Origin of the sequence: Rhizobium sp. RSm-3 (genome assembly GCF_001854685.1) — a bacterium.
GTDB classification, from domain to species: domain Bacteria; phylum Pseudomonadota; class Alphaproteobacteria; order Rhizobiales; family Rhizobiaceae; genus Rhizobium; species Rhizobium ecuadorense.
In genome coordinates, this window is record NZ_MAWZ01000001.1 from 126801 (window position 1) to 152819 (window position 26019).

A 26019-nucleotide genomic window follows, 5' to 3' on the forward strand; every position below is an offset into this window, starting at 1 on the left:
TCGCGTGCGGGTCTGGTAGAAAATGCCCGGATGGGAAAATTATCACCCCTCTTGGTTAAAGACCTCTGAACAAGGCACCACAGCCAGCCATGACAGCGAAGAAAAAACCGAAGGTCTACATCACCCGCAAGCTGCCCGATGCCGTCGAAACCCGCATGCGCGAGCTCTTCGACGCCGAGCTGAATATCGACGACGCGCCGCGTTCCGTTCCCGAGCTCATCGCCGCGGTCAAGACCGCCGACGTGCTGGTGCCAACCGTCACCGACCGCATCGACGCGGCGCTGATCGATCAGGCCGGGCCGCAGATGAAGCTGATTGCGAGCTTCTCCAACGGCACCGACCATATCGACGTCGAGGCGGCGGCGCGCAAGGGCATCACCGTCACCAACACGCCGAACGTCCTGACCGAGGATACCGCCGATATGACCATGGCGCTCATTCTCGCGGTTCCGAGAAGGCTCGGCGAAGGCGCCCGCGTGCTGACGGACAAGCCGGGCGAATGGGCCGGCTGGTCCCCCACCTGGATGCTCGGCCGGCGCATTCACGGCAAGCGCATCGGCATCGTCGGCATGGGCCGCATCGGCACGGCGGTCGCCCGCCGCGCCAAGGCTTTCGGCCTGTCGATCCACTACCACAACCGCAAGCGCGTCAATCCGGCCGTCGAGGACGAACTGGAGGCGACCTATTGGGAAAGCCTCGACCAGATGCTCGCCCGCGTCGACATCGTCTCGGTCAATTGTCCGTCGACGCCGGCGACCTTCCACCTGATCTCGGCGCGCCGGTTGGCGCTGCTGCAGCCGACCGCCTATCTCGTCAACACCGCGCGCGGCGATGTGGTCGATGAAGCTGCGCTGATCAAATCTCTGAGGGAGGGCCGGATCGCCGGCGCCGGTCTCGACGTCTTCGAAAACGAGCCTGCCGTCAATCCGAGGCTCGTCAAGCTCGCCAATGAGGGCAAAGTCGTGCTGCTGCCGCATATGAGCTCGGCGACGATAGAAGGCCGCATCGATATGGGCGACAAGGTGATTATCAACATCCGCACCTTCATCGACGGCCACAGGCCGCCGAACCGGGTGCTGCCCGGCCGCTGAAGCCGAGCTGGAGTCAGGCGGCCTGGATGCGAGGCGCAAGGCTCTTGCGCATCTCGACGAACGTCGTTCTGGCAAAGCCGGGATGCGCTTTTTCGGCGGTTCTCAAAAATCCCCAGGCGGCAAAGACGGCGTGATTGTCGGTGAGCTCGATGCGCGTTTCCAGCCGCAAAGCGGGAAGACCGAGCTTTGCGGCCGTCTGTTCGGCAATCGCCAATAGCTGCTTGCCGAGGCCCTTGCCCTGCAGCCCGGGCAAAACGGCGAGCTTGCCGACATAGAGGCAATCGGCCTCCGGCCGGAGGAACAGGCAGCCGATCAGCTTTTCGCCGTCGACGGCGACATGGCCGATCTCGGCCCTGGCCTTTTCGGCCAGCGACGCCGCCGTCAGCGCGAGCGCCGAGGATGGCGGATCGATCCTGCCGTTCATCGAAGCGAAGGAGGCGAGGATGAGCGCGAGCAGTTCGTCCCAGCGTGTGAAACTGTGATCAAGAGGAATAATCGTCATCCGGCCTGTCTTTGTGTTGTGCGGCGTCTTTTGTAGCGGACAGTGTCGAACCGGGCCTTGAGCGCGTCATAGAGCAGCAACCGTCCGATCAGCGGTTCGCCGCTGCCGGTGACGAGCTTGATCGCCTCCATCGCCATCATCGTGCCGATGACGCCGGTCAGCGCGCCGATGATGCCGGCCTCGGCGCAGGCTGGAATCAGCCCCGCCGGCGGTGCTTCCGGAAACAGGTCGCGATAACAAGGGTTGGGCGTCCCGTCCTCGGCGTTCTCATAGGGCTTGAGAACCGTCAGCGAGCCATCGAAACGCCCGACGGCGCCGCTGACGAGCGGAATGCGTGCTTCCTCGGCCGCATCCGCGGCGGCATAACGCGTGTCGAAATTGTCGGAGCCGTCGATCAGCAGATCGAAGCCGGACAGTTGCCGGCAAGCCGTCTCCGCGGAAAAACGTTCCTCGAAGCGGATCAGCCGGACATGCGGATTGAGCCTGGCGATGGCGACTGCGGCACTTTCCGTCTTCAATTCGCCGATCGTGCCCGAATCATGGATCACCTGGCGCTGCAGGTTCGACAGCGACACCCGGTCGTCGTCGACGATACCGAGCGTGCCGATCCCGGCCGCGGCCAGATATTGCAGGACTGGCGCACCGAGACCGCCTGCGCCGATCACCAGCACACGGGCGGCTTTCAGTCTTTGCTGGCCGGCGCCGCCGATCTCGGGAAGCAGGATGTGGCGGTGATAGCGGGCGATTTCATCAGGGCTGAGCGGTTCCATGGCGCCGATATTATCATGGCGCCAGGCGCTGGGAAAAGCCGCCTCGCTCATTCGAACACCCTTCCCTCGGCCACCGTGAAGAACTGCGCCCTGTCGCCGAGCGCCGAAAACATCGCGCGATCCGTTCCGGTCATGAAGGCCTGGCCGCCGAGCCCGTCGATGAGGTCGAACAGCGCGGCGCGGCGGCCCTCGTCGAGATGGGCGGCGATCTCGTCGAGCAGCAGAATCGGCGCATGGCCGGTGAGATTGCCGACGAGGCGCGCATGCGCAAGCACCATGCCGACAAGCAGCGCTTTCTGCTCGCCGGTGGAGCAACGTTCCGCCTCCATCGCCTTTTCCCGGTGATGCACGATGAGATCGGCCCGGTGCGGCCCCTCCAGCGTCCGCCCTGCGCCGGCATCGCGGTAGCGGCTCTCTGAAAGCATGGCCGCGTAGTCGTCTTCGAGGTCGACCGAGGGGCGCGAAAACTGGCCATCCATAAAGCCCGAGAGCTGCAGCGATGCCGAAGGGAAGGGCGAGCTTTCGCGCGTCTCCTCGATCAGCCGGGTCAGCAGACCGAGCATTTCCTGCCGGGCAAGCGCCATGGCGATGCCGAGGCTCGCCATCTGTTCCTCGATGCCGGCAAGCCAGGAGGGGTCGAAGCGGCCTTCATCCAGCAATTTGTTGCGGCTGCGCATGGCGCGCTCGAAATCGCTGGCGCGGCGGCCATGGGCGGGATCGAGCGACAGCACCAGCCGGTCGAGAAAGCGGCGCCGGTCGGAGGAGGCGCCGGTAAAGAGGCCGTCCATCGCCGGTGTCAGCCAGAGAAGCCGCAGATGGTCGGTCAATTCGTCGGCGGTCTTGGCCGGGGTGCTGTTGATCCGCAGCCTGCGGACGGTGGTCTCCTCGCCCGTTTCGACGCCGGTGCCGATTTCGACTTCGCCTTCCATGCCGTCAAGCGCGGCGAAGATCGAAAAACCGCCGGCCGCGCCGACGCGGGTAATGTCGCCATAGGCGGCCCGGCGTAGGCCGCGGCCCGGCGACAGCAGCGAGACCGCCTCCATCAGATTGGTCTTGCCGGCGCCGTTGTCTCCCGTCAGCACGGCGTGCCGGCCGTCAAGGGCAAGGGCCGCCGCCGCATAATTGCGGAAGTCTGTCAGCTTCAGACGGGAAAGAGAAACCTTGTGCGGCATCGAATGTCCGGAATCGTGAAGCGTGACAGCTAAGCCTAAGCGGCGTTGATGGCAAGGCTCGGCAAGCATTGCTGCCGTGATCGCTGGTGCCACCGGTTCGGTAGGGATCAGCTTCAGGCATGATACTGCGCGGGACCGAATTCCCGTTAAAAATACAACCTGGAGACGGATGCTCCAATGTTGCCGAGGCGCTGGGGCCGGCCGCCTTTTCCAGCGTCTGCGAGCCCCGCATATTCGAGGTTTTGCCACAATCGCCCGGGGCGGCTGACGTTACGTAAAGCCAAAAAAACCCGGTTGAATTTTGCAACTTTAGGGTTGAGTTATCCTTCAAAAACGATATGGTAAACGAAATGTTTATGTATCAGAGAGTGATGAAGTGCCAGATCCGGTTGATATTATCGTTGGTCGCAACGTAAGACAGTTTCGCGCCCTTCGCCGTGTGTCCCAGCTCGAGCTTGGCGAAGCACTCGGACTGACTTTCCAGCAGATCCAGAAATACGAAAAAGGGACGAACCGCGTTTCCGCCAGCAAGCTGCATCAGATCGCGATGTTTCTCGATGTCGACATCGCCGCTCTTTTCGAAGGAACCGGCATATCGCAATTCGGCAGCCGTATCGAACTCAGCCCTGACGCCTATGCGCTTGCACTGACCTACGACAGACTGAACTCGACGGCGGGCAAGGAAGCGGTCAAGACCATCCTGACGATCATGTGTGGCGAAACGGCCGATAGCGCCGCCTGATCTCGCCGGAGCCGGATAGGTGCCTTCAAGGTCGGCGCTGCCTTTTAGTGAATCTCGCATTCGTGCAGTGCCATCAGCAGGTCGTCCTGCGTCTGGTGGCCGGCATGATAAAGGTCGATCGCAATACTGGCGATGGAAAGCCCCTGCTGGCTGCGAAGCTTGATGTTGCGCTCGGCGCACCATGTGTAGATGGCGCCGGCGAGAACGTCGACGTCTTCGGACTGGGAGGTAAAGGCTGGCGCCATGGCAGATACCCTCGGTTTGGTTGTTCCCGCGCCTCTCAGGACGCTTTATCACCTTGATTGCCCGCATAATCCTTTCCGGATATCGATTCCGATCTTCGGGGTTATGCGCTGACGGCAGAGACTGAATTCATTTGGAAAACTTGCAAGCGGCATCATTGGGCTGCGTTAATGTAAGTCATGTTCCGCTCAGCCGTCGTGCCGATCCGGGACAAATTCCTCGATGCGAATGGTGGGTGTGCCGAAACGGGACTGTTGGAACCGAAAAAGCCGGAGACGTTTCCGTCCCCGGCTTTCGAGATGGATCTATCGATCGCGGTTCAGCCTTCGAAGAATTCCTTCATCCGGGCGAAGAATCCCGTCGATTCGGGATTGTTCTCCTTGGAGGAAAGCTGTTCGAATTCCTGCAGCAGCTCGCGCTGGCGCTTGGTCAGCTTTTGCGGCGTCTCGATCTGGATCTGGATGTAGAGATCGCCTGTCTGCGCCGAACGCAGCACCGGCATGCCCTTGCTCTTCAGGCGGAACTGTTTTCCGGCCTGCGTGCCCTCGGGCACGCTGACGCGCGATTTGGTGCCGTCGAGCGTCGCCACGTCGAAGGTGCCGCCGAGAGCTGCCGTCGTCATCGAGATCGGAACGGCGCAATATAGATCGGCGCCGTCGCGCTGGTAGAATTCATGCGGCTTCACCGACAGGAAGATATAGAGGTCGCCTGCCGGTCCGCCGCGGGCGCCGGCTTCGCCTTCGCCCTGCAGGCGGATGCGCGTGCCGTCCTCGATGCCGGCAGGAATATTGACCGAGAGCGAACGCTCTTCCGTCACCCGGCCCTGGCCGTGGCATTTCGGGCAGGGATCGGGAATGATCTGGCCGCGGCCGTGGCAGGTCGGGCAGGTCCGCTCGATCGAGAAGAAGCCCTGCGCGGCGCGCACGCGCCCGCTTCCCTGGCAGGTGCCGCAATTCTTCGGCTGTGTGCCGGGCTTGGCGCCCGAACCCGAACAGACGTCGCAGGTGATCGAGGTGGGAACACGGATCTGCGCCGTCTTGCCGGAGAAAGCCTCTTCCAGCGTGATTTCCATATTGTAGCGAAGGTCGGCGCCGCGTTCGCGGCCGCCCGACGAGCGTTGGCGCGCCCGTCCGCCGCCCATCATCTCGCCGAAGATATCCTCGAAGATGTCGGAGAAGCCGCCGCCGGCAAATCCGCCGCCGCCACCGCCGCCCATGCCGCCATGCTCGAAAGCCGCATGGCCATAACGATCATAGGCCGCCCGCTTTTGCGGGTCCTTGAGCATCTCGTAGGCTTCGTTGATTTCCTTGAACTTGCGTTCGGCGTCCTTGTCATCCGGGTTCTTGTCCGGATGAAATTTCATCGCCAGCTTGCGGAAGGCGCTCTTCAGCTCTTTCTCGTCCGCCGTCTTGGCTACACCCAGAGTTTCGTAAAAGTCCGCTTTTGCCATTAAGGATTAAACCCCGGAAATGGATTTCCGGCTGCCATGGTGAGCAGCCGGATCAGGTGTTGAAGCATAACCACGCCGTCGCGGATTACGCGGACTTTTTACGGTCGTCGTCCTTGATTTCCTCGTAGTCGGCATCGACGACATTGTCGCCGCCTTCCGCAGAGGCATCGCCGGCAGCGCCGCCTTCGGCCTGCTGCGCTTCATAGATCGCCTGGCCGAGCTTCATCGACACTTCCATCAGCGTCTGGGTCTTGGCCTTGATGTCGTCGGCATCCGGCTCGGTTGCTTCCGAAGCCGTCTTCAGCGCGGCGATCGCATCCGAGATCGCGGTGCGGTCAGCCTCGGAAACCTTGTCGCCGTAATCCTTCAGCGACTTCTCCGTGGAGTGGATCAGGCTTTCGGCCTGGTTCCGGGCTTCGACGGCCTCACGGCGCTTCTTGTCCTCGGTGGCATGGGCTTCGGCATCCTTCACCATCTTCTCGATGTCGGCGTCGGAAAGACCGCCGGAAGCCTGGATGCGGATCTGCTGTTCCTTGCCGGTGCCCTTGTCCTTGGCCGAAACCTGCACGATGCCGTTGGCGTCGATGTCGAAGGTGACTTCGATCTGCGGCATGCCGCGCGGCGAAGGCGGCAGACCGACAAGATCGAACTGGCCGAGCAGCTTGTTGTCGGCAGCCATTTCACGCTCGCCCTGCGAAACGCGGATGGTCACGGCCTGCTGGTTGTCTTCGGCGGTCGAGAAGGTCTGGCTCTTCTTCGTCGGGATCGTCGTGTTGCGTTCGATCAGGCGGGTGAAGACACCACCGAGCGTCTCGATGCCGAGCGACAGCGGCGTGACGTCGAGCAGCAGCACGTCCTTGACGTCGCCCTGCAGAACGCCGGCCTGGATGGCGGCGCCGAGTGCGACCACTTCATCCGGGTTGACGCCCTTGTGCGGCTCCTTGCCGAACAGCTGCTTGACGACTTCCTGGACCTTCGGCATGCGGCTCATGCCGCCGACGAGAACCACTTCGTCGATTTCGGCCGCGGTGACGCCGGCATCCTTGAGGGCTGCCTTGCACGGCGCGATCGTGCGCTGGACGAGGTCGTCGACCAGGCTTTCGAGCTTGGCGCGGGTCAGCTTCAGCGTCAGGTGCTTCGGGCCGGAGGCGTCAGCCGTGATGAACGGCAGGTTGATTTCGGTTTGCTGCGAGGACGAAAGCTCGATCTTGGCCTTTTCGGCAGCTTCCTTGAGGCGCTGCAGGGCCAGCTTGTCGTTCTTCAGGTCGATGCCGTTGTCCCGTTTGAATTCGCCGACGAGATATTCGACGAGACGCATGTCGAAGTCTTCACCGCCGAGGAACGTATCGCCGTTGGTGGACTTCACTTCGAACACACCGTCGCCGATCTCGAGGATCGAGATATCGAAGGTGCCGCCGCCAAGGTCGTAGACGGCAATCGTCTTGCCTTCTTTTTTGTCGAGGCCGTAGGCGAGTGCGGCCGCGGTCGGCTCGTTGATGATGCGCAGCACTTCAAGACCGGCGATCCGGCCGGCATCCTTGGTTGCCTGGCGCTGCGCGTCGTTGAAGTAGGCGGGAACGGTGATGACGGCCTTCTCGACCTTTTCGCCGAGATAGGATTCGGCCGTTTCCTTCATCTTCTGAAGGATCATCGCGGAAATCTGTGCGGGCGAGTAGCCCTTGCCATTGGCTTCGACCCAGGCGTCGCCATTGTCGCCCTTGACGATGGTGAAGGGAACGAGGTGCTTGTCCTTCTCGACGGTCGGATCTTCATAGCGGCGGCCGATCAGGCGCTTAACCGCAAAGAGCGTGTTCGTCGGGTTAGTGACCGCCTGGCGCTTGGCCGGCTGGCCGACGAGGCGTTCGCCATCCTCGGAAAAGGCTACCATGGAAGGGGTCGTACGCGCACCTTCCGCATTCTCGATAACCTTCGCGTCCTTGCCGTCCATGACTGCGACGCAGGAATTCGTCGTTCCAAGGTCGATACCAATTACTTTTGCCATGTCATTCTCTCCTTGAAGCAAGCTGTCTGAACCCCGAGAAGGCATTCCCTGACAGCCCCTTACGGGATGGGTCTACTTAAGATTACGCAATCGTGATTGCGGTGATGCGGCGTATATAAGGAGCGGTTTTCTGGACTGCAAGGCGGGAAATGGCCCGGAATCCAGCAAAACGAATGTGTTGCATTCAATTTTTACAGTCGCCGCGAACGAGCTCGCCCGCCGTCCGGAAAGCGGAAGATTTCTAGCGCATCCGGCTTGCGCAGGCCATGCAGCAAAAGATCTCACTGGCCCATGATCAGATCGAGCAGGGTCGTGCGCCGCGGCTGGACGGAAGAGGTCGACTGCGGCCCCCCGACATCGCCGGGCGGCACCATGCCGTCGTAGCCGGAACCGCCGCCTTCGGCAATGTCGCCTGGAGGAACCGGCCCGTTGCCTGATGTCGCGCTTTGTTGCCGGACAGGCGCCTGCGGATAGCGGTTTGCGTTGTCGCCGCCGCCGAAGACGCCGGAAATAATGCCGCCGATCGTCGAAGGCGGCGCCTCCGCCGTCATCGGTTGCCCGTTGCCTAACTGCCCATCGCCGGGTGCTGCCTGCGCCATCGGCTGCCCATTGGGATCGTCGATCAACTGGCCGTTGCCGAACAGCGGTGCCGGCGAAAGTCCCTTATGGGCGGCGATCATGAATTCCTTCCAGGCTTTGGCCGGAAGACCGCCGCCGGTGACCTTCTTCATCGGTTTGCCGTCGTCATTGCCGAACCAGACGCCGGTGGTCAGGTTGCTGGTGAAGCCGACGAAGAGCGCGTCGCGCGAATTCTGCGTCGTGCCGGTCTTTCCCGCCGCCTGCCAGCCGGGGATCTTGGCGCTCTTGCCGGTGCCGTTGTCGATGACGCCCATCATCATCGCATCCATCTCGGCGACGATCTGCTCGGACAGCACGCGCGGCGGGCTGTCATAGGTATTTTCGTAAAGAACCTTGCCCTCGGCGGTCGTTACCCGGCGGATGACGTGCGGGGTCGCCTTGTAGCCGCCATTCATGAAGGCGGCATAGGAGGCGGTGAGTTCCATCAGCGACACTTCCGAAGTGCCGAGCGCGATCGAGGCGTTCGGCTGCAGCTCGCTTTCGATTCCGAGCCGATGGGCAAGCTTGATCACCTGATCCGGCCCGTCATACATCACCAGCTGGGCGGCCACCGTGTTCAGCGACTTGGCGAGTGCGGTCGCCAGCGTCACCTCGCCATTGTATTTCTTCTCGTAATTCTCGGGCGTCCAGTCGCCGATGCGGATCGGCGCGTCGTTGAACACCGAAAAGGGCGTCAGTCCCTTTTCGAGTGCGGCGGCATAGACGAAGGGCTTGAACGAGGAGCCCGGCTGGCGTTTGGCCTTGACGGCGCGGTTGAACTGGCTCGTCGCATAATCCCTGCCGCCGACGAGCGCCCGGATTGCCCCGGTGCCGTCGATCGAGACGAGCGCCGCCTGCGAGGCGTCGAGCTTTCCGCCCTCCTTGTCGAGCACGTCGACCAGCGATTGCTCGGCCTTCCTTTCCAGCGACTTGTCGATGGTCGTATCGACGATGACGTCTTCCTTGACGTCGCCGATCAGGCCCGGCAGCTCGTCCATCACCATGTCGGCGACATAGTGCCCGGCGCCCGACCAATAGCTCTTGGCCGAAGCCGGGGTCTGCGACATCGCGGTCTTGACTTCGGAATCGGTGATGAAGCCCTGTTCGCGCATTGCCGCAAGCACGAGTTGGGCGCGCGCATTGGCGGCATCGGGGTCGCGGGCCGGCGAAAGCCGCGACGGCGCCTTGAGCAGGCCGGCGAGCACCGCGGCCTCACCGAGATTCACGTCACGCGCCGATTTGTTGAAATAGCGCCGTGACGCCGCCTCGACGCCATAGGCGTTCGATCCGAAGAACACCCGGTTGAGATACATGGCAAGGATCTGGTCCTTGGTGTATTTCTGCTCCAGCCAGAGCGAGAGCAGCACCTCCTGCACCTTGCGTTCCAGCGTTCTTTCGGGCGACAGGAAGAGGTTCTTGGCGAGCTGCTGCGTCAGCGTCGAACCGCCCTGCACCATGTGGCCGGCCGTGAAATTGGTCACGATCGCCCGGCCGAGGCCGAGCGGGTCGACGCCGAAATGCGAATAGAAACGCCGGTCCTCGATGGCGATGACGGCTTCCGGAATGTAAGGCGACATGTTTTCGAGCGACAGCGCCTCGCCGCCGGTGGCGCCGCGATTGGCGATAACGCTGCCGTCGACGGCGGTGATCTTGACGTTCGGCGGTCGTTCAGGGATCGCCCATGTGCTGGCGCTCGGCATGCGCGAGCCATAATAGACCACGAGCCCGGCCACGCCGATGCCGGCCCAGATGAACAGCACGACGCACCAGTAGATCACCCGGCGCAGGAAGCCGAAAAAGCCGCCGCCTTCGCGTTCCCGCGGCTCGCGCCGGCGCCGGGGGGCGGCACGCTGCGGCGGCTTGGAGCCGCCGCGCCGCGCAGATCGGCTTCCGGCAATGCGGTCATCGGCATCGAGCGAAAACTCGTCATCGTCGCGCGCCGGGCGGCCGCTGAAGGACGGTTCTATTCTGTCGCCTGATCTGCCTCTGCCTGCCATCGCCGACCGGTCACACCCCATGTTCGATCGCGAAGCGTGACTTCGCACAACGGCACTTTTGCAGGCGCCGCCACCCGACTGAACTGTAAATGCGGCGATTTAACGGGGTGTTAACGATGGAAAGCAGAACACGCCGACAAAGCGCGTTGCGTCAATCCGGTTGCATGCAACGCGCTTTAAGTCTTTGATTTATCACTATCGTTGTTCCAAAACCGCTGCGCACTTTTGGGCAGCATTCATTGGCGCTCAGAACTGACGGGCCTCGTAATCCTCGAGCGTTTCCGGGTCCTGCTTATATTCCCACGCACCCAGATGAAAGCGACGCCAGATCTGGCCGGAAGGGTTGAGGCTTGCCCCATCGATAAGTCGCACAGGAAGGAGTGGGTTGTGTTTATGCCAGACGGTAACATCAATAACGGCTGCCCGAGCGCCGAAAAGCCTTGGGAAAGCCAGGTAGTCTTGCGTCATCAGGGTCCAGCCTCGAACGGATCAAAATCGATCCGCAACATCGCGAAAGTGCAACAAAGAATCCCGCAGCACAAGGGCATCGCGATGCCTTCACATCAAATTGTCGGGGATCTCCGGGAGGGGCGAGGAGGCTGGCTGAAGATGCGTTACGCCGACATGCGCGAGCTGCTATTGGCACCCCGCCGCACATCTTCTGTCTGGTCGGTGGAACCAATAGGCTCCGTGATGGTTTAGGATGAAGCGGGACAACCCCTCACGTCCCGCGCCCGGATCGGCCGTCTCCCCTCAACACGCGCCGATCGACATCAGGCCCGGTGCATCCCCTCATGGGAGCGCCGGGCTTTTTCTTGACTGCCCGCCGGTGGCCGGGCAAGCCGAAAGGGACGGCGCTGCCGCTGCCCCTTCCCATCTCATTGGTCGCAGGAGGGATCGCCGGGCCGGCAATCGAAATTCCTGCGATCGGGTCTGCGATCCCCATCTCTCCGGTCGTCCCGTCGATTGCCGTCGCGTCCGTCCTGGTCGCCATTTCGGTTGCGCCAGTCTCTGTCGCGATCCCGATCGCGCCAATCCCGGTCGCTGTCGCGGTTGCGATCTCCGTCGCGCCAGTTCCGATCGCGATCCCGCCCATCCCGATCGCGATTATCCCGATCCCGATTATCGCGATCTCTGTCACGATCCCGATTGTCGCGGTCGCGATAATAGTAGTCCGGGCCGCGGCTCCAGCGGTCGCGCTCCCGATAGAAATCGCGGTTGCGGTAGTAACGATCCCAGTAATTGTCGACACTGAAGCGGATGACCGGAATGCCGAGCGGACGATAATATTGCGGACCGACATAGATGCGGCGCTGCTGATAGAGGGCCTGCACATATTGGCCGGAGACCCAGCCGCGGCCGCCGTAGAACTCCACGTCGCACCAGTTGAGATCGGAAAGGCAGCCGCGGATCTCGACGGAAGAGCCGGCGGGTATGACCGCGACGGCGGGATAGCGGGTGCTCGGACCCGCGCGCATGTTGACGTTCGCCGTCGAATAGCCTTCGGCAGCCTGCACGATCACAGGCGTCAGCATGAACAGGCCGGCCACGGCGATTTTAGCAAACAGATTTTTCACGTTTTCTCACTCCTTGTAGGCGCATTTGGGGCAGCGCCTGGCTGCACTTGCCTGGCATCTTCAGTCTGAAAACGAAAAGGTCGAGCGATCGTCCGCGCGTGCGAGAGCGTTATCATTCGCCTTGTCTTTCAATGACTTATATGCGGCCCGCGATGAACGCAGCTTGAACGCGGAAATTGCTGCCAATGCCTTTAGGCCGTGCGATGCTTCCGATAACCCGGCGATCCCGCGCGCCGTTAACGATCCGTTAACCTTTCGGAGGCAGTCTCATTGCAATACCCGCTTCTCCTTGACCACGGATGAACTGGCACTGAGCGAGCGGATGACGAAAGGCCGGTTTCAACCGGCCTTTTTGTTACTGCGATCTGGCACGCCGTTTCGTTCAGGCAGCAAGCGCCTGAAGAATCCGAACCCAGGAGCGGATACCCTTGTGGTAGGAGACAAGCTCGTATTTCTCGTTCGGCGAATGGATGCGGTCATCGCTGAGGCCGAAGCCGACGAGCAGCGATTCCATGCCGAGCATCTTCTGGAAATCGCCGACGATCGGGATCGACCCGCCCATGCCGATGACGATGGCGGGTTTCGGCCACTCGTCGGAGAGCGCACCTTTCGCCTTGGTCAGAACCGGCGAATCATAGGAGAGGTGGATCGCCGGCGAGCCGCCGTGTGGGTGGAACTCGACCGAGCAGTCGGCGGGAATCTTCGAACGCATATAGCTGCGGAAAGCCTCGCGGATGGCGGCCGGATCCTGCGTGCCGACGAGGCGGAACGAAATCTTCGCCGAAGCCTTGGCGGCGATCACCGTCTTGAAACCCTCGCCGGTATATCCGCCCCAGATGCCGTTGATTTCGGCGGTCGGCCGCGCCCAGGTGAGTTCCAGTACCGACCGGCCCTTTTCGCCTGAGGGAATGGAAAGGCCGACTTCGCCGAGGAAGTTCTCGGCAGTCTTCCCGAGCGTCTCCCATGACGCCTTGATGTTCTCAGGGGTTTCCTCGACGCCGTTGTAGAAACCTTCGAGCGTGATGCGGCCCGTCTCGTCATGCAGACCGGCGAGAGCCTCGACGAGGATGTGGATCGGATTGGCCGCAGCGCCCCCGAAGAGACCGGAATGCAGGTCGCGGTCGGCAGCCGTCACGGTGACTTCCTCGCCGACAAGACCGCGCAGTGCCGCGGCGATCGCCGGCGTGTCGCGGTCCCACATGCCGGTATCGCAGACCAGCGCATAATCGGCCTTGAGCTCGGCGGCATTGGCTTCGAGGAAGGGCTTCAGCGACGGCGAGCCGGATTCTTCCTCGCCTTCGAAGAGAATGGTGACGCGGCAGGGAAGCGCGCCGTTGATCTCCTTATAGGCGCGGCAGGCCTCAAGGAAAGTCATCAACTGGCCCTTGTCGTCGGAGGTGCCGCGGCCGGTCAGGATCTTGCGGCCGTCGCCGACATCCTTGATCGTCGGTTCGAAGGGATCGTTTTCCCAAAGCTCGATCGGGTCGACCGGCTGAACGTCGTAATGGCCGTAGAACAAAACGTGCGGCGCGTTGGTGGAAGCGCCGGCATGGTGGGCGACGACCATCGGATGGCCTGGCGTGTCGCGAACGGAGGCTTCGAAGCCGAGCGTTTCGAGATAGCTGACGAGCCATTCGGCAGCCTTGCGGCATTCGGCCTTATAGGCGGGATCGGTGGAAATCGACTGGATGCGCAGCAGCTCGAAAAGCTTTTCGAGGCTCGATGAAAGATTCTGGTCCGCACGCGAAAGAACCGGTTGTATGTCGGCCATTTTCGACTCCTTTTCGAAATTTGGCGGGACGATAGACCAAACCAGGAAAGCAGGCGAGGCGGAAAAGGTAAAAATCGGCAGGGTGCAAAGCGGCTGAAACGACATGGATGAAGTCTCGTGGAGGGGCGCCGCACGATAATAAAGAAAGATCTAATTCAATTTACAGTTAATTAGCACAACCTAAATAGCATCAGCCGAAAATCAGCTGTTCGGGGGGCGCGCAGATGTTTTCGGTCATTGCCTGTATTCGCGACAATCATGATTGGCGCCTGGTCATCGTGGCGGCCGCGGTCTGTCTGGTTGGCGCCATGGCGGCGATGCTGTTGCTTTCCCGTGCCCAGGAGTGCGACGCCGGGCAGCGCAAGCTCTGGATCGGCGCGTCGGGCTTTGCCTTCGGCACCGGCGTATGGGCAACGCATTTCATCGCGATGCTCGCTTATGACGGCGGCACGCCGATCAGCTACGCGCTCGACCTGACGCTGCTTTCCTTTTTCCTGTCGGTGGTCGGCTCATGGGTGGCGATCCTCGCCGCTTCGCAACGTGCCGGACGGTTTTCCCGTATCCGCGGCGGGGTGCTGATGGCGCTCGGCATCGCCTCCATGCACCTGACCGGCATGCAGGCGATCGAGACACAGGCGGTCATCCTCTACGATCCCGTGATGACACTGACGGCGGTCGTCGCCGGAATGCTTCTGTCGAGCGTCGCCTTCCATATCTTTTTCAATCTGAAGGGCGTGAGGCGTCTCCTCACCTCATCGCTGGTCTTCGTCCTCGCCATCTGTACCCTTCACTTCATCTCGATGGGCAGCATTACCCTCGTGCCGGATCCTGGCATGCAGGTTCCCACATTGGTGCTCGACACCCGGGTACTCGCCGCGATCGTCGTGGTGGCGGCAACGGCTCTTATCCTGGTCGCGCTTGCCGTGGTTTTCGTCCAAAGCCACCTGACGGATCTGCGCGGACTGGCCAACGCCTCGCAGGAGGGACTGCTGATCCTGCGCGAAGGCCGGATCATCGATGTCAACGAGCGGTTCCAGGCCCTATCGGGCTGGAAGCTTGCCGATCTCTCGGGCAAGGCGCCCTCGGATGTGCTGACGGCCGTTCAGGGATCCCGGGAGAACAGGCCCGGCGAGACGTTGCTGAACACCCGCGCCGGCAGAGAGATTGCCGTAGAAGCAAACTCCAGCAGGATCGTTTATCGCGGCCGCAATTGCGAGGTGCTGGCGGTGCGCGATCTCACCGAGCGCAAGCAGGCCGAGGAGATGATCGAGCATCTCGCCCACCACGACGTGCTCACCGATCTGCCGAACAGGTCGCTGTTCGACACCCGCATCCGGCAGGCGCTGCAGGTGGCGGAACGCAAGCACACCGAGGTTGCGCTGTTTTGTCTCGACCTCGACCGGTTCAAGGCCGTCAATGATATTTTCGGCCACGCCGAAGGCGACCGCATTCTCCGCAAGGTTGCCGCTATCCTGCGCCGGGTGGCCGGCGAGAGCGATACGATCGCCCGGCTCGGCGGCGACGAATTCGCCATCATCCAATCCGCCGGGCAGCAGCCGGCGTCGGCGCAAAAGCTTGCGGCTGATATCATCAACGAATTCGCCGCCGAGATGGACACAGCCCGTGACCCCACAGCCGTTGGCGTCAGCCTCGGCATCGCGCTCTATCCAAGGGACGGGCGCACGGCCGAAGAACTCTGCAACAACGCCGATACCGCGCTCTACCGCGTCAAGCATGATGGCCGCGGCAGGGCCTGCTTCTTCGACGCGGAAATGGACGAAGCGGCGCGCAACCGCCGCCAGATCGAAAGCGACCTGCGCCACGCGATCATCCGCAACCAACTCCATGTCAGCTATCAGCCGATCCTCAACGCGCAGAGCGGCGAGATCAGCGGCTACGAGGCCTTGATGCGCTGGCACCGGCCGGGCCACGGCATGACCGAGCCCGACATTTTCATCCCGATCGCCGAGGAAAGCGGATCGATCGTTCAGCTCGGCGAATGGATATTACAGCAGGCCTGCAGGGAGGCCGCGCGCTGGCCGCAGCCGCTGAGGATTGCGGTCAATGTTTCGCCGGTGCAGTTCATGCTGCCCAACCTGTGTGAGCGGGTCGAGGCGGTCCTCGCCGAGACGGGGCTCGCAGCCGATCGGCTGGAACTCGAGATCACCGAGACAGCCCTGATCCGCGACCGCGACCGGGTGATGGCAACGCTGCAGCGCCTGCGTAAGTTGGGGGTGCACATCGTCATGGACGATTTCGGCACCGGCTACTCCTCGCTCTCGAATCTGCGCTCGTTTCCCTTCGACAAAATCAAGGTCGATCGCAGCTTCACCGGCGTGCTAGAGCATGATGCGGCGGCGCGATCGATCGTGCGCGCCATTATCGGTCTCGGCCACAGCCTCGGCATGCCCGTCGTCACTGAGGGCGTGGAAACGGAAATGCAGCGCCGGATCGTCGTCGAGGAAGGCTGCGCGCAGGTGCAGGGCCTGTTGCTCGGCAAGCCGGATATCGAGCCGAGCATGAAGCCAGCCGTTCGCAAAAGCATCCTGCCGGAGCAGACCGGAACAGGCATGCCGCCGCGACGGCGCACACGCCTCGTCAGCGAATAATCTTGGGCGAATAATGCCGCTCAGAGCGCCTTGGCGTTTTCCAGCAGCCGGCGGATATATTCGAGCGTCAGCTCGCGCTCGAAAACCCGAAAACCTTTAAACAGCGCAAGGTCGGCCTCGCGCGCGGTTTCGATCGCCTCGGCCTCCATGGCGCGGGCCTTCGGCGTCAGGAAGAGCAGTTGCGCGCGTTTGTCGGATGGATGCGGCCGGCGCTCGATCAGCCCGTCGCGGACCATGCGCGACAGCGTATTCGCCATGGTCGCCTGCTCGATATCGACCCGTTCGAGAAGCTGTTTCTGGGTCAGCCCGTCCTCGGCCCAGAGTTCCAGCAGAATGGGAAACTGGCCCGGAGAAAAACCGAGCCCGACCGCGCGCTGGTGCAGCGAGCGGGCAAAACCCTTCGCCAGCTGGCTGGCAAGGTAAGCTCCCGAATCCATGCGGTTAAATCCCATGATTGCAAGTTAGGCTCAAAACCATCCCGGAGACAATGCAGCAAATCGCATGCGATACTTCAAAATATGCGAGGGGCGACGATAATTTCGAGGGCTTGGAAAAACAAAAGTCGCCATGGCCTGGAGGTTGGCCATGGCGACCTTAAAGTGGGGACAAAGGCCCGGAGAGGGGGATAAGGCCTTTGTCCAAGCCTGACGCGGCGGGGGACAAGCCGGTAATCAGACCCGCGGCGCGATCAAGCGCCGGTGACATGGATTTGTGCCTGCGAATGTGGTTTTTCAAGGGAGGGCGATCGTTACAAATCGGTAACAGTTTGGTGAGCGGAATCTTCCGCCTCGCCCGCCGAACTTTATATGGACCTCGTCCCGTGCCCGCGCTATCCATGCACCCATGAAAAAAGGCGATCACCTCTTCCTAGTCGACGGTTCCGGATTCATCTTCCGGGCGTTTCATGCACTGCCACCGCTGACCCGCAAGACCGACGGCCTGCCGATCGGCGCCGTTTCCGGTTTCTGCAACATGCTGTGGAAGCTGTTGAGGGATGCGCGCAATACCGATGTCGGCGTCACCCCGACACATCTTGCCGTCATCTTCGATTATTCCGCCAAGACCTTCCGCAAGGATCTCTACGACGCCTACAAGGCGAACCGCTCAGCCCCGCCGGAAGAACTCGTTCCCCAGTTCGGCCTGATCCGCGAGGCGACCCGCGCCTTCAACCTGCCCTGCATCGAGACCGAAGGTTTCGAGGCCGACGATATCATCGCCACCTATGCGCGCCTGGCCGAGGCATCGGGTGCCGATGTCACCATCGTCTCATCGGACAAGGACCTGATGCAGCTCGTCAGCCCGAATGTCCATATGTATGACAGCATGAAGGACAAGCAGATCGGCATTCCCGATGTCATCGAGAAGTGGGGCGTGCCGCCGGAAAAGATGATCGACCTGCAGGCGATGACCGGTGATTCCGTCGACAATGTTCCCGGCATTCCCGGCATCGGCCCGAAAACCGCCGCCCAGCTGCTCGAGGAATATGGCGATCTCGACACGCTGCTCGACCGCGCCACCGAGATCAAGCAGGTCAAGCGCCGCGAGACGATCCTTGCCAATATCGATATGGCCAGGCTCTCGCGCGACCTCGTGCGGCTGCGCACCGATGTGCCGCTCGACCTCGATCTCGACGCGCTGGTGCTGGAACCGCAGAACGGCCCGAAGCTGATCGGCTTCCTCAAGACGATGGAATTCACGACGCTGACGCGCCGCGTCGCCGAAGTCTGCGATTGCGATGCCAACGCCATCGAACCGGCGATCGTCAACATCGAATGGGGCAAGGCTGCCCATGGCCCCGATCTCGATGCGGCCGAACCGGCCCCGGTTGCCGGCGGCATCCCCGAGGTCTCGGGCGAATCGGTACCGGTGCCGCCGCGTGCGAAGGCCAAGGCTTCCGTCGAAGGCGCCTTTTCGCCCGCCGATCTGGCCAAGGCGCGGGCCGAAGCCTTTGCGACGCTGCCCTTCGATCATTCGGCCTATGTGACGATCCGCGATCTCGCCACGCTCGACCGGTGGATCGCCGATGCGCGCGATACCGGCCTCGTTGCTTTCGACACCGAGACGACGTCGCTGGATGCGATGCAGGCCGAGCTTGTCGGCTTCTCGCTGGCGATCGCCGACAATACGGCCGATCCCACCGGCACGAAGATCCGCGCCGCCTATATACCGCTCGCCCACAAGAACGGCGTCGGCGATCTGCTCGGCGGCGGCCTTGCCGACAACCAGATCCCCATGCGCGATGCGCTGCCGCGGCTGAAGGCATTGCTGGAGGACGGCGCGGTTCTCAAGGTCGCGCAGAACCTCAAATACGACTACCTGCTGATGCAGCGCTACGGCATCGAGACCAGGAGTTTCGACGACACGATGCTGATCTCCTACGTGCTCGACGCCGGCACCGGCGCCCATGGCATGGACCCGCTCTCGGAAAAATTCCTCGGCCATACGCCGATCCCCTACAAGGATGTGGCGGGCAGCGGCAAGGCGAACGTCACCTTCGATCTCGTCGATATCGACCGCGCCACCCATTATGCCGCCGAAGATGCCGACGTGACGCTGCGGCTCTGGCTGGTGCTGAAGCCGCGGCTGGCGGCGGCCGGATTGACCAGTGTCTATGAACGGCTGGAGCGGCCGCTGCTGCCGGTTCTGGCGCGCATGGAAGCGCGGGGGATCACCGTCGACCGGCAGATCCTGTCGCGCCTGTCCGGCGAGCTGGCCCAGGGTGCCGCGCGCCTGGAAGACGAGATCTATGTGCTCGCCGGCGAGCGGTTCAATATCGGCTCGCCGAAGCAGCTCGGCGATATCCTGTTCGGCAAGATGGGCCTTGCCGGCGGCAGCAAGACGAAGACCGGGCAATGGTCCACCTCCGCGCAGGTGCTCGAGGATCTGGCCGCCGCCGGTTTCGAGCTGCCGCGCAAGATCGTCGACTGGCGCCAGCTCACCAAGCTGAAATCCACCTATACCGACGCGCTCCCCGGCTATGTCCACGCGGAGACCAAGCGGGTCCACACTTCCTATTCGCTGGCATCGACGACCACGGGGCGCCTGTCCTCCTCCGAGCCGAACCTGCAGAACATTCCGGTGCGTACCGCCGAAGGCCGCAAGATCCGCACCGCCTTTATCTCGACGCCGGGCCACAAGCTGATCTCCGCCGACTACAGCCAGATCGAATTGCGCGTGCTTGCCCATGTGGCCGAGATCCCGCAGCTGACCAAGGCGTTCGAGGATGGCGTCGACATCCACGCCATGACCGCCTCGGAAATGTTCGGCGTGCCCGTCGAAGGCATGCCTGGCGAGGTGCGCCGCCGCGCCAAGGCGATCAATTTCGGCATCATCTACGGCATCTCGGCCTTCGGCCTTGCCAACCAGCTATCGATCGAGCGTTCGGAAGCCGGCGACTACATTAAGAAGTATTTCGAGCGTTTCCCCGGAATCCGCGACTATATGGAAAGCCGCAAGGCGATGGCGCGCGACAAGGGTTATGTCGAAACGATTTTCGGCCGGCGAATCAACTACCCCGAAATCCGCTCTTCCAACCCGTCGGTGCGCGCCTTCAACGAGCGCGCCGCGATCAACGCGCCGATCCAGGGCTCGGCCGCCGACGTCATCCGCCGGGCGATGATCAGGATGGAGCCGGCGCTTGTTGAAGTCGGTCTTGGCGAGCGCGTCCGCATGCTGCTCCAGGTCCATGACGAACTCATTTTCGAAGTCGAGGACGAGGATGTCGAAAAGGCGATGCCCATCATCGTCTCTGTGATGGAAAACGCCACCATGCCGGCGCTCGAAATGCGCGTGCCGCTGAGGGTCGACGCGCGTGCCGCCAGCAATTGGGACGAGGCCCATTAGCCTCGTTTCCACAAAATTGGCAAAGATTTTTCCGCTTAATTCAACTCACTGAAATCGCAGCGATTTAGCGACAGGAGCCGTATCGGAACGATACGGCGGGAAGGAACTTATTAACCTTCCTTTTCTATCCCGGTACGGTCGTAATTTGTTAGGCATGAGTGAGTAGCGGACGCATGCGTTTTCCCAGAACCAATTTGACGGACGCCGGGGACTTTTCCAGCGGGATTGAAACGGAACTTCCGGCGGTAGATCCGGGAGAAAAACCGGCGGCGCCGATCTGGCAGAGCAATTTTTCCCTCGCGCCGAACGTCCGTTTTACCCGCACGCCGGAAACGCTGATCAGCAAGCGGCGGGCGCCGGATGAGCCCGTTCGCGATGATTCGCAGATTGGACAGCAGGCGATACGGATCGAGCCGGTCGCCGTTGACGTGCCCTTCGATATCTATCTGCCGGAGCCGGATGAACTTCCCGCAGCACCGCAGATGATCGAACTGCAGCCGTCAGCCGTTCCCGACGAGCCGGTCGCGCCTGCTTTCCGCGCCTCCGCCGAGCTTTCCTCCATTTCGGATTTCGCCTTCTGGGAAGTCATGGCCTTCGAAGAGGCCGAGCCGGTTCGCGCGCCTGCCGTGATCTCGTTCCCCAAGGCCGAGACGGCGCCCGAATCGATCACATCGCTGTTCCGCATCATGGAATGGCGCCCCGGCCGGCCGGTCCCCGTCGCCTCCCGCCCGGTTCCGCCTTCCGCTGCGACCCCCGCAAAGCCCGCCCCGCGCCCTCCGGCCGCCATATCCCTTGAACGGCCGAGGCGCATCCCCGTCGAGATCCCTGTTGTGCCGGCCCCTCCGCCTGCGCTGACCTCTCCGATTGCTCCCGCGCCTCAGGCGGCGCCCGCCCTTCACGCGGTGTCAGCCCCTCAGACCGCACCGGCGCCCCAGCGCACGCCGCCTGTCGCCGCGGTTCTCCCGTCGCCGCGTCTGGCGGCAAGATCCGAAAGGATCGACGCCTCCGGCTATGAATTCCCGCCGCGCGCCCTGCTGCAGGAGCCGCCGGAACGGCTCGGCGAGATCATGTCGCAGGAGACGCTGGAGCAGAATGCCGGGCTTCTGGAAAGTGTGCTTGAAGATTTCGGCATCAAGGGCGAGATCATCCATGTCCGCCCCGGCCCGGTCGTCACCCTTTATGAATTCGAGCCGGCGCCGGGCGTGAAATCGTCGCGCGTCATCGGGCTTGCCGACGACATCGCCCGCTCGATGTCGGCGCTTTCGGCCCGTGTCGCCGTCGTGCCCGGCCGCAACGTCATCGGCATCGAATTGCCGAATGTCACCCGTGAAACGGTCTATTTCCGGGAAATGATCGAGAGCCAGGATTTCGAGAAGAGCGGCTATAAGCTGGCGCTCGGCCTCGGCAAGACCATCGGCGGCGAGCCTGTCATTGCCGAGCTCGCCAAGATGCCGCATCTGCTGGTCGCCGGCACCACCGGCTCCGGCAAGTCGGTCGCCATCAACACGATGATCCTGTCGCTGCTCTACCGCATGACGCCGGAACAGTGCCGGCTGATCATGGTCGATCCGAAGATGCTCGAACTCTCCGTCTATGACGGTATCCCGCATCTCCTGACGCCCGTCGTCACCGATCCGAAGAAGGCGGTGATGGCGCTGAAATGGGCGGTGCGCGAGATGGAGGAGCGTTACCGCAAGATGTCGCGCCTCGGCGTGCGCAATATCGACGGTTACAACGACCGCGTGGCGCAGGCCCGCGACAAGGGCGAGACCATTCATGTCATGGTCCAGGTCGGCTTCGACAAGGGCACCGGCGCCCCGATCGAGGAAAACCAGGCGCTGGACCTGACGCCGATGCCCTATATCGTCGTCATCGTCGACGAAATGGCCGATCTGATGATGGTCGCCGGCAAGGAGATTGAAGGCGCGATCCAGCGTCTGGCGCAGATGGCGCGTGCCGCCGGCATTCATCTGATCATGGCGACACAGCGTCCCTCGGTCGACGTCATCACCGGCACGATCAAGGCGAATTTCCCGACCCGCATTTCCTTCCAGGTGACCTCGAAGATCGACAGCCGCACCATCCTCGGCGAGCAGGGCGCCGAGCAACTGCTCGGCCAGGGCGATATGCTGCATATGCAAGGGGGCGGGCGGATTTCCCGCGTCCACGGTCCTTTCGTCTCGGATACCGAGGTCGAAAAGGTCGTTGCCCATCTGAAGACCCAGGGCCGCCCCGAATATCTCGACACCGTCACCGCCGACGAAGAGGACGAGCCCGAAGAGGAAGAGGCCGGCGCCGTCTTCGACAAGAGCGCCATGGCCTCCGAGGATGGAAACGAGCTCTACGAGCAGGCAGTGAAGGTCGTCATGCGCGACAAGAAGTGCTCGACCTCCTACATCCAGCGCCGCCTCGGCATCGGTTACAACAGAGCCGCCTCCTTGGTCGAGCGCATGGAAAAGGAAGGCCTGGTCGGGCCGGCCAACCATGTCGGCAAGCGCGAGATCGTTTCTGGTCGGGGTGACGGCGAGTAACGGGAGCCGTCGGCGCCTCGAAGGACGTACGGCCCTGGCCTCAGGCTGGGGCCGCAGATCGGGCGGCGCGTTTGTGCACCACCGCGAGCAGGCCTCCGAGAAAGATCGTCCCGACGATAAACAGAAATGCTGCGGCCACGATGGCGGGGCTGATGTTTTCGCGAATTGACGAGAACATCTGGCGCGCAAGCGTCAACTGGTTTGGTCCAGCGACAAACAGCGTCAGCACGACTTCATCAAGCGATGTCGCAAAGGCAAGCACCGCGCCGGAAAGGACGCCGGGCATGGCAAGCGGCAGCGTCACTTTCCAGAAGACTTTTGCCGGAGAAGCCCCGAGACTCGCGGCCGCACGCTCGGTCCGATAGTCGATGCCCTCAAGCGAGGCGGTGATGCTGACCAGCACAAAAGGCACGGCGACAACCGTATGCGCCACGATGACGGCTGCAAAAGTGTTTGGAAATCCGAGGCCGGCAAACAGGATCTGCAGCCCCACGCCGAGCACCACGGCGGGAACGACCATCGGCAGGAGGAATATCGTCCTCAGCGCCGCGGCAAAAACAACGCGCCTGCGCAATGCCAGTGCGGCCAGAATGCCGAGCATGGTGGAAAGCAAGGTGGTCCCCGCACCGATCAGCAAGCTGTTGACGATCGACCGTCGCCAGGCGTCCTCGGTTGCCAGTTCCGCAAACCAGCGATCCGAAAAAGACGGAATGGGATAGGCCAGGAAGCTGCTGGAGGTAAATGCGATCGGAAGGATCGCCAAAAGCGGAGCCAGCAGAAAAATGACCGTTGCCGCGCCGAACAGAAATTTTAGCAATCGAATTGCCATGTCACGCCCCCGTCTTCTTCATGGATAGCCGACCATAAACGCCGTAGAGCACGATCGTCACGGCGAGCAGCACCATACCGAGCGCACCGGCCATGCCCCAATTGGCCGAGCCGGTGGCGTAGAAGGCAATCACCGAACTGATCATCTGGTCCTTTGGTCCGCCGATGAGCGCCGGTGTGATGTAGTAACCGAGCGCTGCCATGAAGACGAGCAGTCCGCCGGAGGCTATGCCGCGCAGGGCCAGAGGCAGCAGGATATGCAGAAAGGCCCGGATCGGCTGCGCGCCAAGAGAGGCTGCCGCCGGCATCAGATTTCGCGGGATTGCGATGAGGACGCTGTAAATCGGCAGAACCATGAAGGGCAGCAACACATGCGTCATGGCGATGACGACACCCGTCCGGTTGAAAAGAAGCGGCAAGGGACTGTCGAGAAGGCCGAGCGACACGAGGAGGGAGTTGATGAGCCCCTTATCCTGAAGGAGGATGTACCAGGCCGCGGTGCGCACCAGCAGCGATGTCCACAGCGGCAGCAGCACCGCGGCAAGCAGGAGCTGTCGCCGCCAGCCGCTCAAGGCGGCGGCCAGCATCGCGTAGGGCAGGCCGATGAGACAGGTCGTCAGGGTCACGACGGCGGCCACGGCGAATGTTCTCAGAAGAATCGCCTGATTGGCGGACTCTCCGGCCGGCATCGCCACGATCGCCCCTGATGCGTCATGCTGAAGATCGACTGCGGCAAGCAGGTTGCGATCGGTATATGGATAGGTCGCTTCGGCGATTGCCCGCCAGAAGGCAACATCGTTCCATCGGGCGTCGATCTCTGCGAGGCTTATCGGCCCGGTGCTGTCTCTCACGGCTGCGACGGTCTTTCGCATCAGCGTGCGGAAGCCCGGCTGGGCGCTGTTCAGTCTTCGAACCACCTCTCCCAGCTTCTGGTCGTCATCGAGCGATTTCAGATCGTCGACAAGGGCAGTCCGCATTTCGTCGGAGGGTTCGGAGGGAAGAGCCCAGGCCGAAATCGCCGCTGTCGTCCGCGGCAGGTTTTGACTGACGACCGGATCGGACACCGCCTGCTCCAGCACGGTCAGAAGCGGCCAGATGAAGAAGACACCCAGGAACAGGGTCAGGGGAAGAATGAGGGCAAAGGTGCCGCTGTGTCGACGGAAAGCACTCATGCTGCGATCACCCAGCAGTCATCAGGCGTGAAATGCGCCACCACCTCGGCTCCGACCGGCCACTCCGCCGATCGCATGTCCGTCCGCACGACGAAGCGGAAGGCATCCTCATCGAGCTGCACCCGCAGGTGGTCGCCCTGATAGACGCTGTCGAGTATTTTCGCCGGCAGGGCGTTCGCCGCCACGCCGATGCCGCCGGCCGCCAGAGAAATGCGCTCGGGGCGAACGGAAATGTGGACGCGGCTTCCGACGGTGAGGGAATTACTGCCAGGCACGATCACATGCCGTCCGTCGGCGATCTCGACCGAAGTGCCGGCCGTGCCCGCCACCCTGACCGTTCCTTCTATCAGATTGGTTTCGCCGATGAATTCGGCGACGACACGTGTCTGCGGTCGGTCGTAAATATCACGCGGCGAACCGATCTGCTCGATGTTGCCGTGGTTGAAGACCGCAATCCGGTCCGACATGGTCAGTGCCTCGGATTGATCATGGGTCACGAACACCACGGTCAGTTCCAGCCGCTTGTGAAGGGCGCGGATATCGAGTTGCATCTGTTCGCGCAACTGTTTGTCCAGTGCCCCAAGCGGCTCGTCCATCAGCACGACCGCCGGCTCGAATACCAGGGAGCGGGCAAGCGCCACCCGCTGCTGCTGACCGCCGGAAAGCTGGGCAGGCTTCCGGCTGCTCATGGCCGACAGTTGCACCATATCGAGGGCGCGTTTCACGCGCTCGTCGATCTCGCTGCGTCCGACACCGCGCATCCTCAGAGGAAAGGCGATGTTGTCGGCGATCGACATATGCGGAAAGAGCGCATAATTCTGGAAAACGACGCCCATCTCGCGCCGATGCGGAGGCAGGTGGTCGATGCGGCGGCCGTCGAGAAAAATGCCGCCGGCGGTCGGGTTTTCGAAACCCGCCAGCATCATCAGCAAAGTCGTCTTACCCGAACCCGACGGTCCCAGAAGGCTGACGAACTCGCCCCTCTCGATGTCGAGCGACAGGTCATTGACGACCTGGTGCAGGCCAAAGGATTTTGAGATTCTTTCAAAGCGTATGCGCGGCGCAGCCATGATGGCCCTCCGTTCGGATTGTCGGCTCCCG

At 62.3% G+C, this 26019-nt stretch carries 19 protein-coding genes; 5 read left to right on the top strand and 14 right to left on the bottom strand.

Going from position 1 to position 26019, the window contains the following annotated elements; genetic code table 11:
* The first annotated feature begins 89 nt into the window (after positions 1–89).
* Positions 90–1091 carry a 2-hydroxyacid dehydrogenase gene (locus BBJ66_RS00575; RefSeq protein WP_049731251.1) on the top strand — a complete coding sequence of 334 codons (1002 nt, stop codon included), beginning with the start codon at positions 90–92 and terminating at the stop codon, positions 1089–1091.
* 13 nt (positions 1092–1104) lie between these two features.
* Here BBJ66_RS00575 and BBJ66_RS00580 read toward each other — a convergent pair whose 3' ends face one another.
* The 3 genes from BBJ66_RS00580 to recF are packed head-to-tail and all read right to left on the bottom strand — an operon-like array spanning position 1105 to position 3535.
* Positions 1105–1593, bottom strand: coding sequence for a GNAT family N-acetyltransferase (locus tag BBJ66_RS00580; RefSeq protein WP_071084154.1), 489 nt, complete (start codon positions 1591–1593; stop codon positions 1105–1107).
* Positions 1590–2414: a molybdopterin-synthase adenylyltransferase MoeB gene (locus tag BBJ66_RS00585; RefSeq protein WP_071084156.1), complete on the bottom strand. Its 825-nt coding sequence runs from the start codon at positions 2412–2414 to the stop codon at positions 1590–1592. Before BBJ66_RS00585 ends, BBJ66_RS00580 begins: the two co-directional genes overlap by 4 nt.
* On the bottom strand, positions 2411–3535 hold the full coding sequence (recF, locus tag BBJ66_RS00590) for a DNA replication/repair protein RecF (RefSeq protein ID WP_049731248.1): 1125 nt from the start codon (positions 3533–3535) through the stop codon (positions 2411–2413). Before recF ends, BBJ66_RS00585 begins: the two co-directional genes overlap by 4 nt.
* A 376-nt stretch (positions 3536–3911) precedes the next feature.
* Between recF and BBJ66_RS00595 the strand changes: the two genes are divergently transcribed.
* Entirely contained in the window at positions 3912–4277 is a 366-nt protein-coding gene (locus tag BBJ66_RS00595; protein WP_071084158.1) for a helix-turn-helix domain-containing protein, read from the top strand.
* A 44-nt stretch (positions 4278–4321) separates the two neighbouring features.
* Here the strand turns inward: BBJ66_RS00595 and BBJ66_RS00600 are convergent, their stop codons facing one another.
* The 7 genes from BBJ66_RS00600 to BBJ66_RS00630 all read right to left on the bottom strand — a co-directional run bounded on the left by BBJ66_RS00600 (position 4322) and on the right by BBJ66_RS00630 (position 13935).
* The gene (locus tag BBJ66_RS00600) at positions 4322–4522 is read right to left on the bottom strand and encodes a hypothetical protein (protein ID WP_049731246.1); all 201 of its coding nucleotides are present in this window, start codon (positions 4520–4522) and stop codon (positions 4322–4324) included.
* A gap of 317 nt (positions 4523–4839) precedes the next feature.
* Positions 4840–5970: a molecular chaperone DnaJ gene (gene dnaJ, locus BBJ66_RS00605; RefSeq protein WP_012559503.1), complete on the bottom strand. Its 1131-nt coding sequence runs from the start codon at positions 5968–5970 to the stop codon at positions 4840–4842.
* 85 nt (positions 5971–6055) lie between these two features.
* Positions 6056–7972 (bottom strand): molecular chaperone DnaK, encoded by a 1917-nt coding sequence (gene dnaK / locus BBJ66_RS00610; protein ID WP_071084160.1) that lies wholly within the window; start codon positions 7970–7972, stop codon positions 6056–6058.
* A 281-nt stretch (positions 7973–8253) separates the two neighbouring features.
* Positions 8254–10587, bottom strand: a complete 2334-nt coding sequence (locus BBJ66_RS00615) for a transglycosylase domain-containing protein (RefSeq protein ID WP_049731244.1) — start codon at positions 10585–10587, stop codon at positions 8254–8256.
* A gap of 246 nt (positions 10588–10833) precedes the next feature.
* The gene (locus BBJ66_RS32800; RefSeq protein WP_082336749.1) at positions 10834–11055 is read right to left on the bottom strand and encodes a hypothetical protein; all 222 of its coding nucleotides are present in this window, start codon (positions 11053–11055) and stop codon (positions 10834–10836) included.
* Between the two features lie 410 nt (positions 11056–11465).
* Entirely contained in the window at positions 11466–12164 is a 699-nt protein-coding gene (locus BBJ66_RS00625) for an SH3 domain-containing protein (protein WP_071084164.1), read from the bottom strand.
* A 382-nt stretch (positions 12165–12546) separates the two neighbouring features.
* Positions 12547–13935, bottom strand: a complete 1389-nt coding sequence (locus tag BBJ66_RS00630) for a dipeptidase (protein ID WP_071084936.1) — start codon at positions 13933–13935, stop codon at positions 12547–12549.
* A gap of 224 nt (positions 13936–14159) precedes the next feature.
* On the opposite strand from BBJ66_RS00630, the gene BBJ66_RS00635 reads away from it, so the two are divergent.
* Entirely contained in the window at positions 14160–16544 is a 2385-nt protein-coding gene (locus BBJ66_RS00635) for a bifunctional diguanylate cyclase/phosphodiesterase (RefSeq protein ID WP_071084166.1), read from the top strand.
* Positions 16545–16564: 20 nt separating this feature from the next.
* Here BBJ66_RS00635 and BBJ66_RS00640 read toward each other — a convergent pair whose 3' ends face one another.
* Complete coding sequence (locus BBJ66_RS00640) at positions 16565–16981, bottom strand: MarR family winged helix-turn-helix transcriptional regulator (RefSeq protein WP_003583451.1); 417 nt, start codon at positions 16979–16981, stop codon at positions 16565–16567.
* A gap of 406 nt (positions 16982–17387) precedes the next feature.
* Between BBJ66_RS00640 and polA the strand changes: the two genes are divergently transcribed.
* Entirely contained in the window at positions 17388–20387 is a 3000-nt protein-coding gene (gene polA, locus BBJ66_RS00645) for a DNA polymerase I (RefSeq protein ID WP_071084169.1), read from the top strand.
* Positions 20388–20560: 173 nt separating this feature from the next.
* Positions 20561–22918: a DNA translocase FtsK gene (locus BBJ66_RS00650; protein WP_071084171.1), complete on the top strand. Its 2358-nt coding sequence runs from the start codon at positions 20561–20563 to the stop codon at positions 22916–22918.
* A 40-nt stretch (positions 22919–22958) separates the two neighbouring features.
* On the opposite strand, the gene BBJ66_RS00655 is transcribed toward BBJ66_RS00650, so the two are convergent.
* The 3 genes from BBJ66_RS00655 to BBJ66_RS00665 are packed head-to-tail and all read right to left on the bottom strand — an operon-like array spanning position 22959 to position 25988.
* Positions 22959–23747 carry an ABC transporter permease gene (locus tag BBJ66_RS00655; protein ID WP_071084173.1) on the bottom strand — a complete coding sequence of 263 codons (789 nt, stop codon included), beginning with the start codon at positions 23745–23747 and terminating at the stop codon, positions 22959–22961.
* A gap of 1 nt (position 23748) precedes the next feature.
* Positions 23749–24918 (bottom strand): ABC transporter permease, encoded by a 1170-nt coding sequence (locus BBJ66_RS00660; RefSeq protein WP_071084175.1) that lies wholly within the window; start codon positions 24916–24918, stop codon positions 23749–23751.
* Positions 24915–25988, bottom strand: a complete 1074-nt coding sequence (locus BBJ66_RS00665) for an ABC transporter ATP-binding protein (RefSeq protein ID WP_071084177.1) — start codon at positions 25986–25988, stop codon at positions 24915–24917. The genes BBJ66_RS00660 and BBJ66_RS00665 overlap by 4 nt, the downstream gene beginning before the upstream one ends.
* Between the last annotated feature and the right edge of the window lie 31 nt (positions 25989–26019).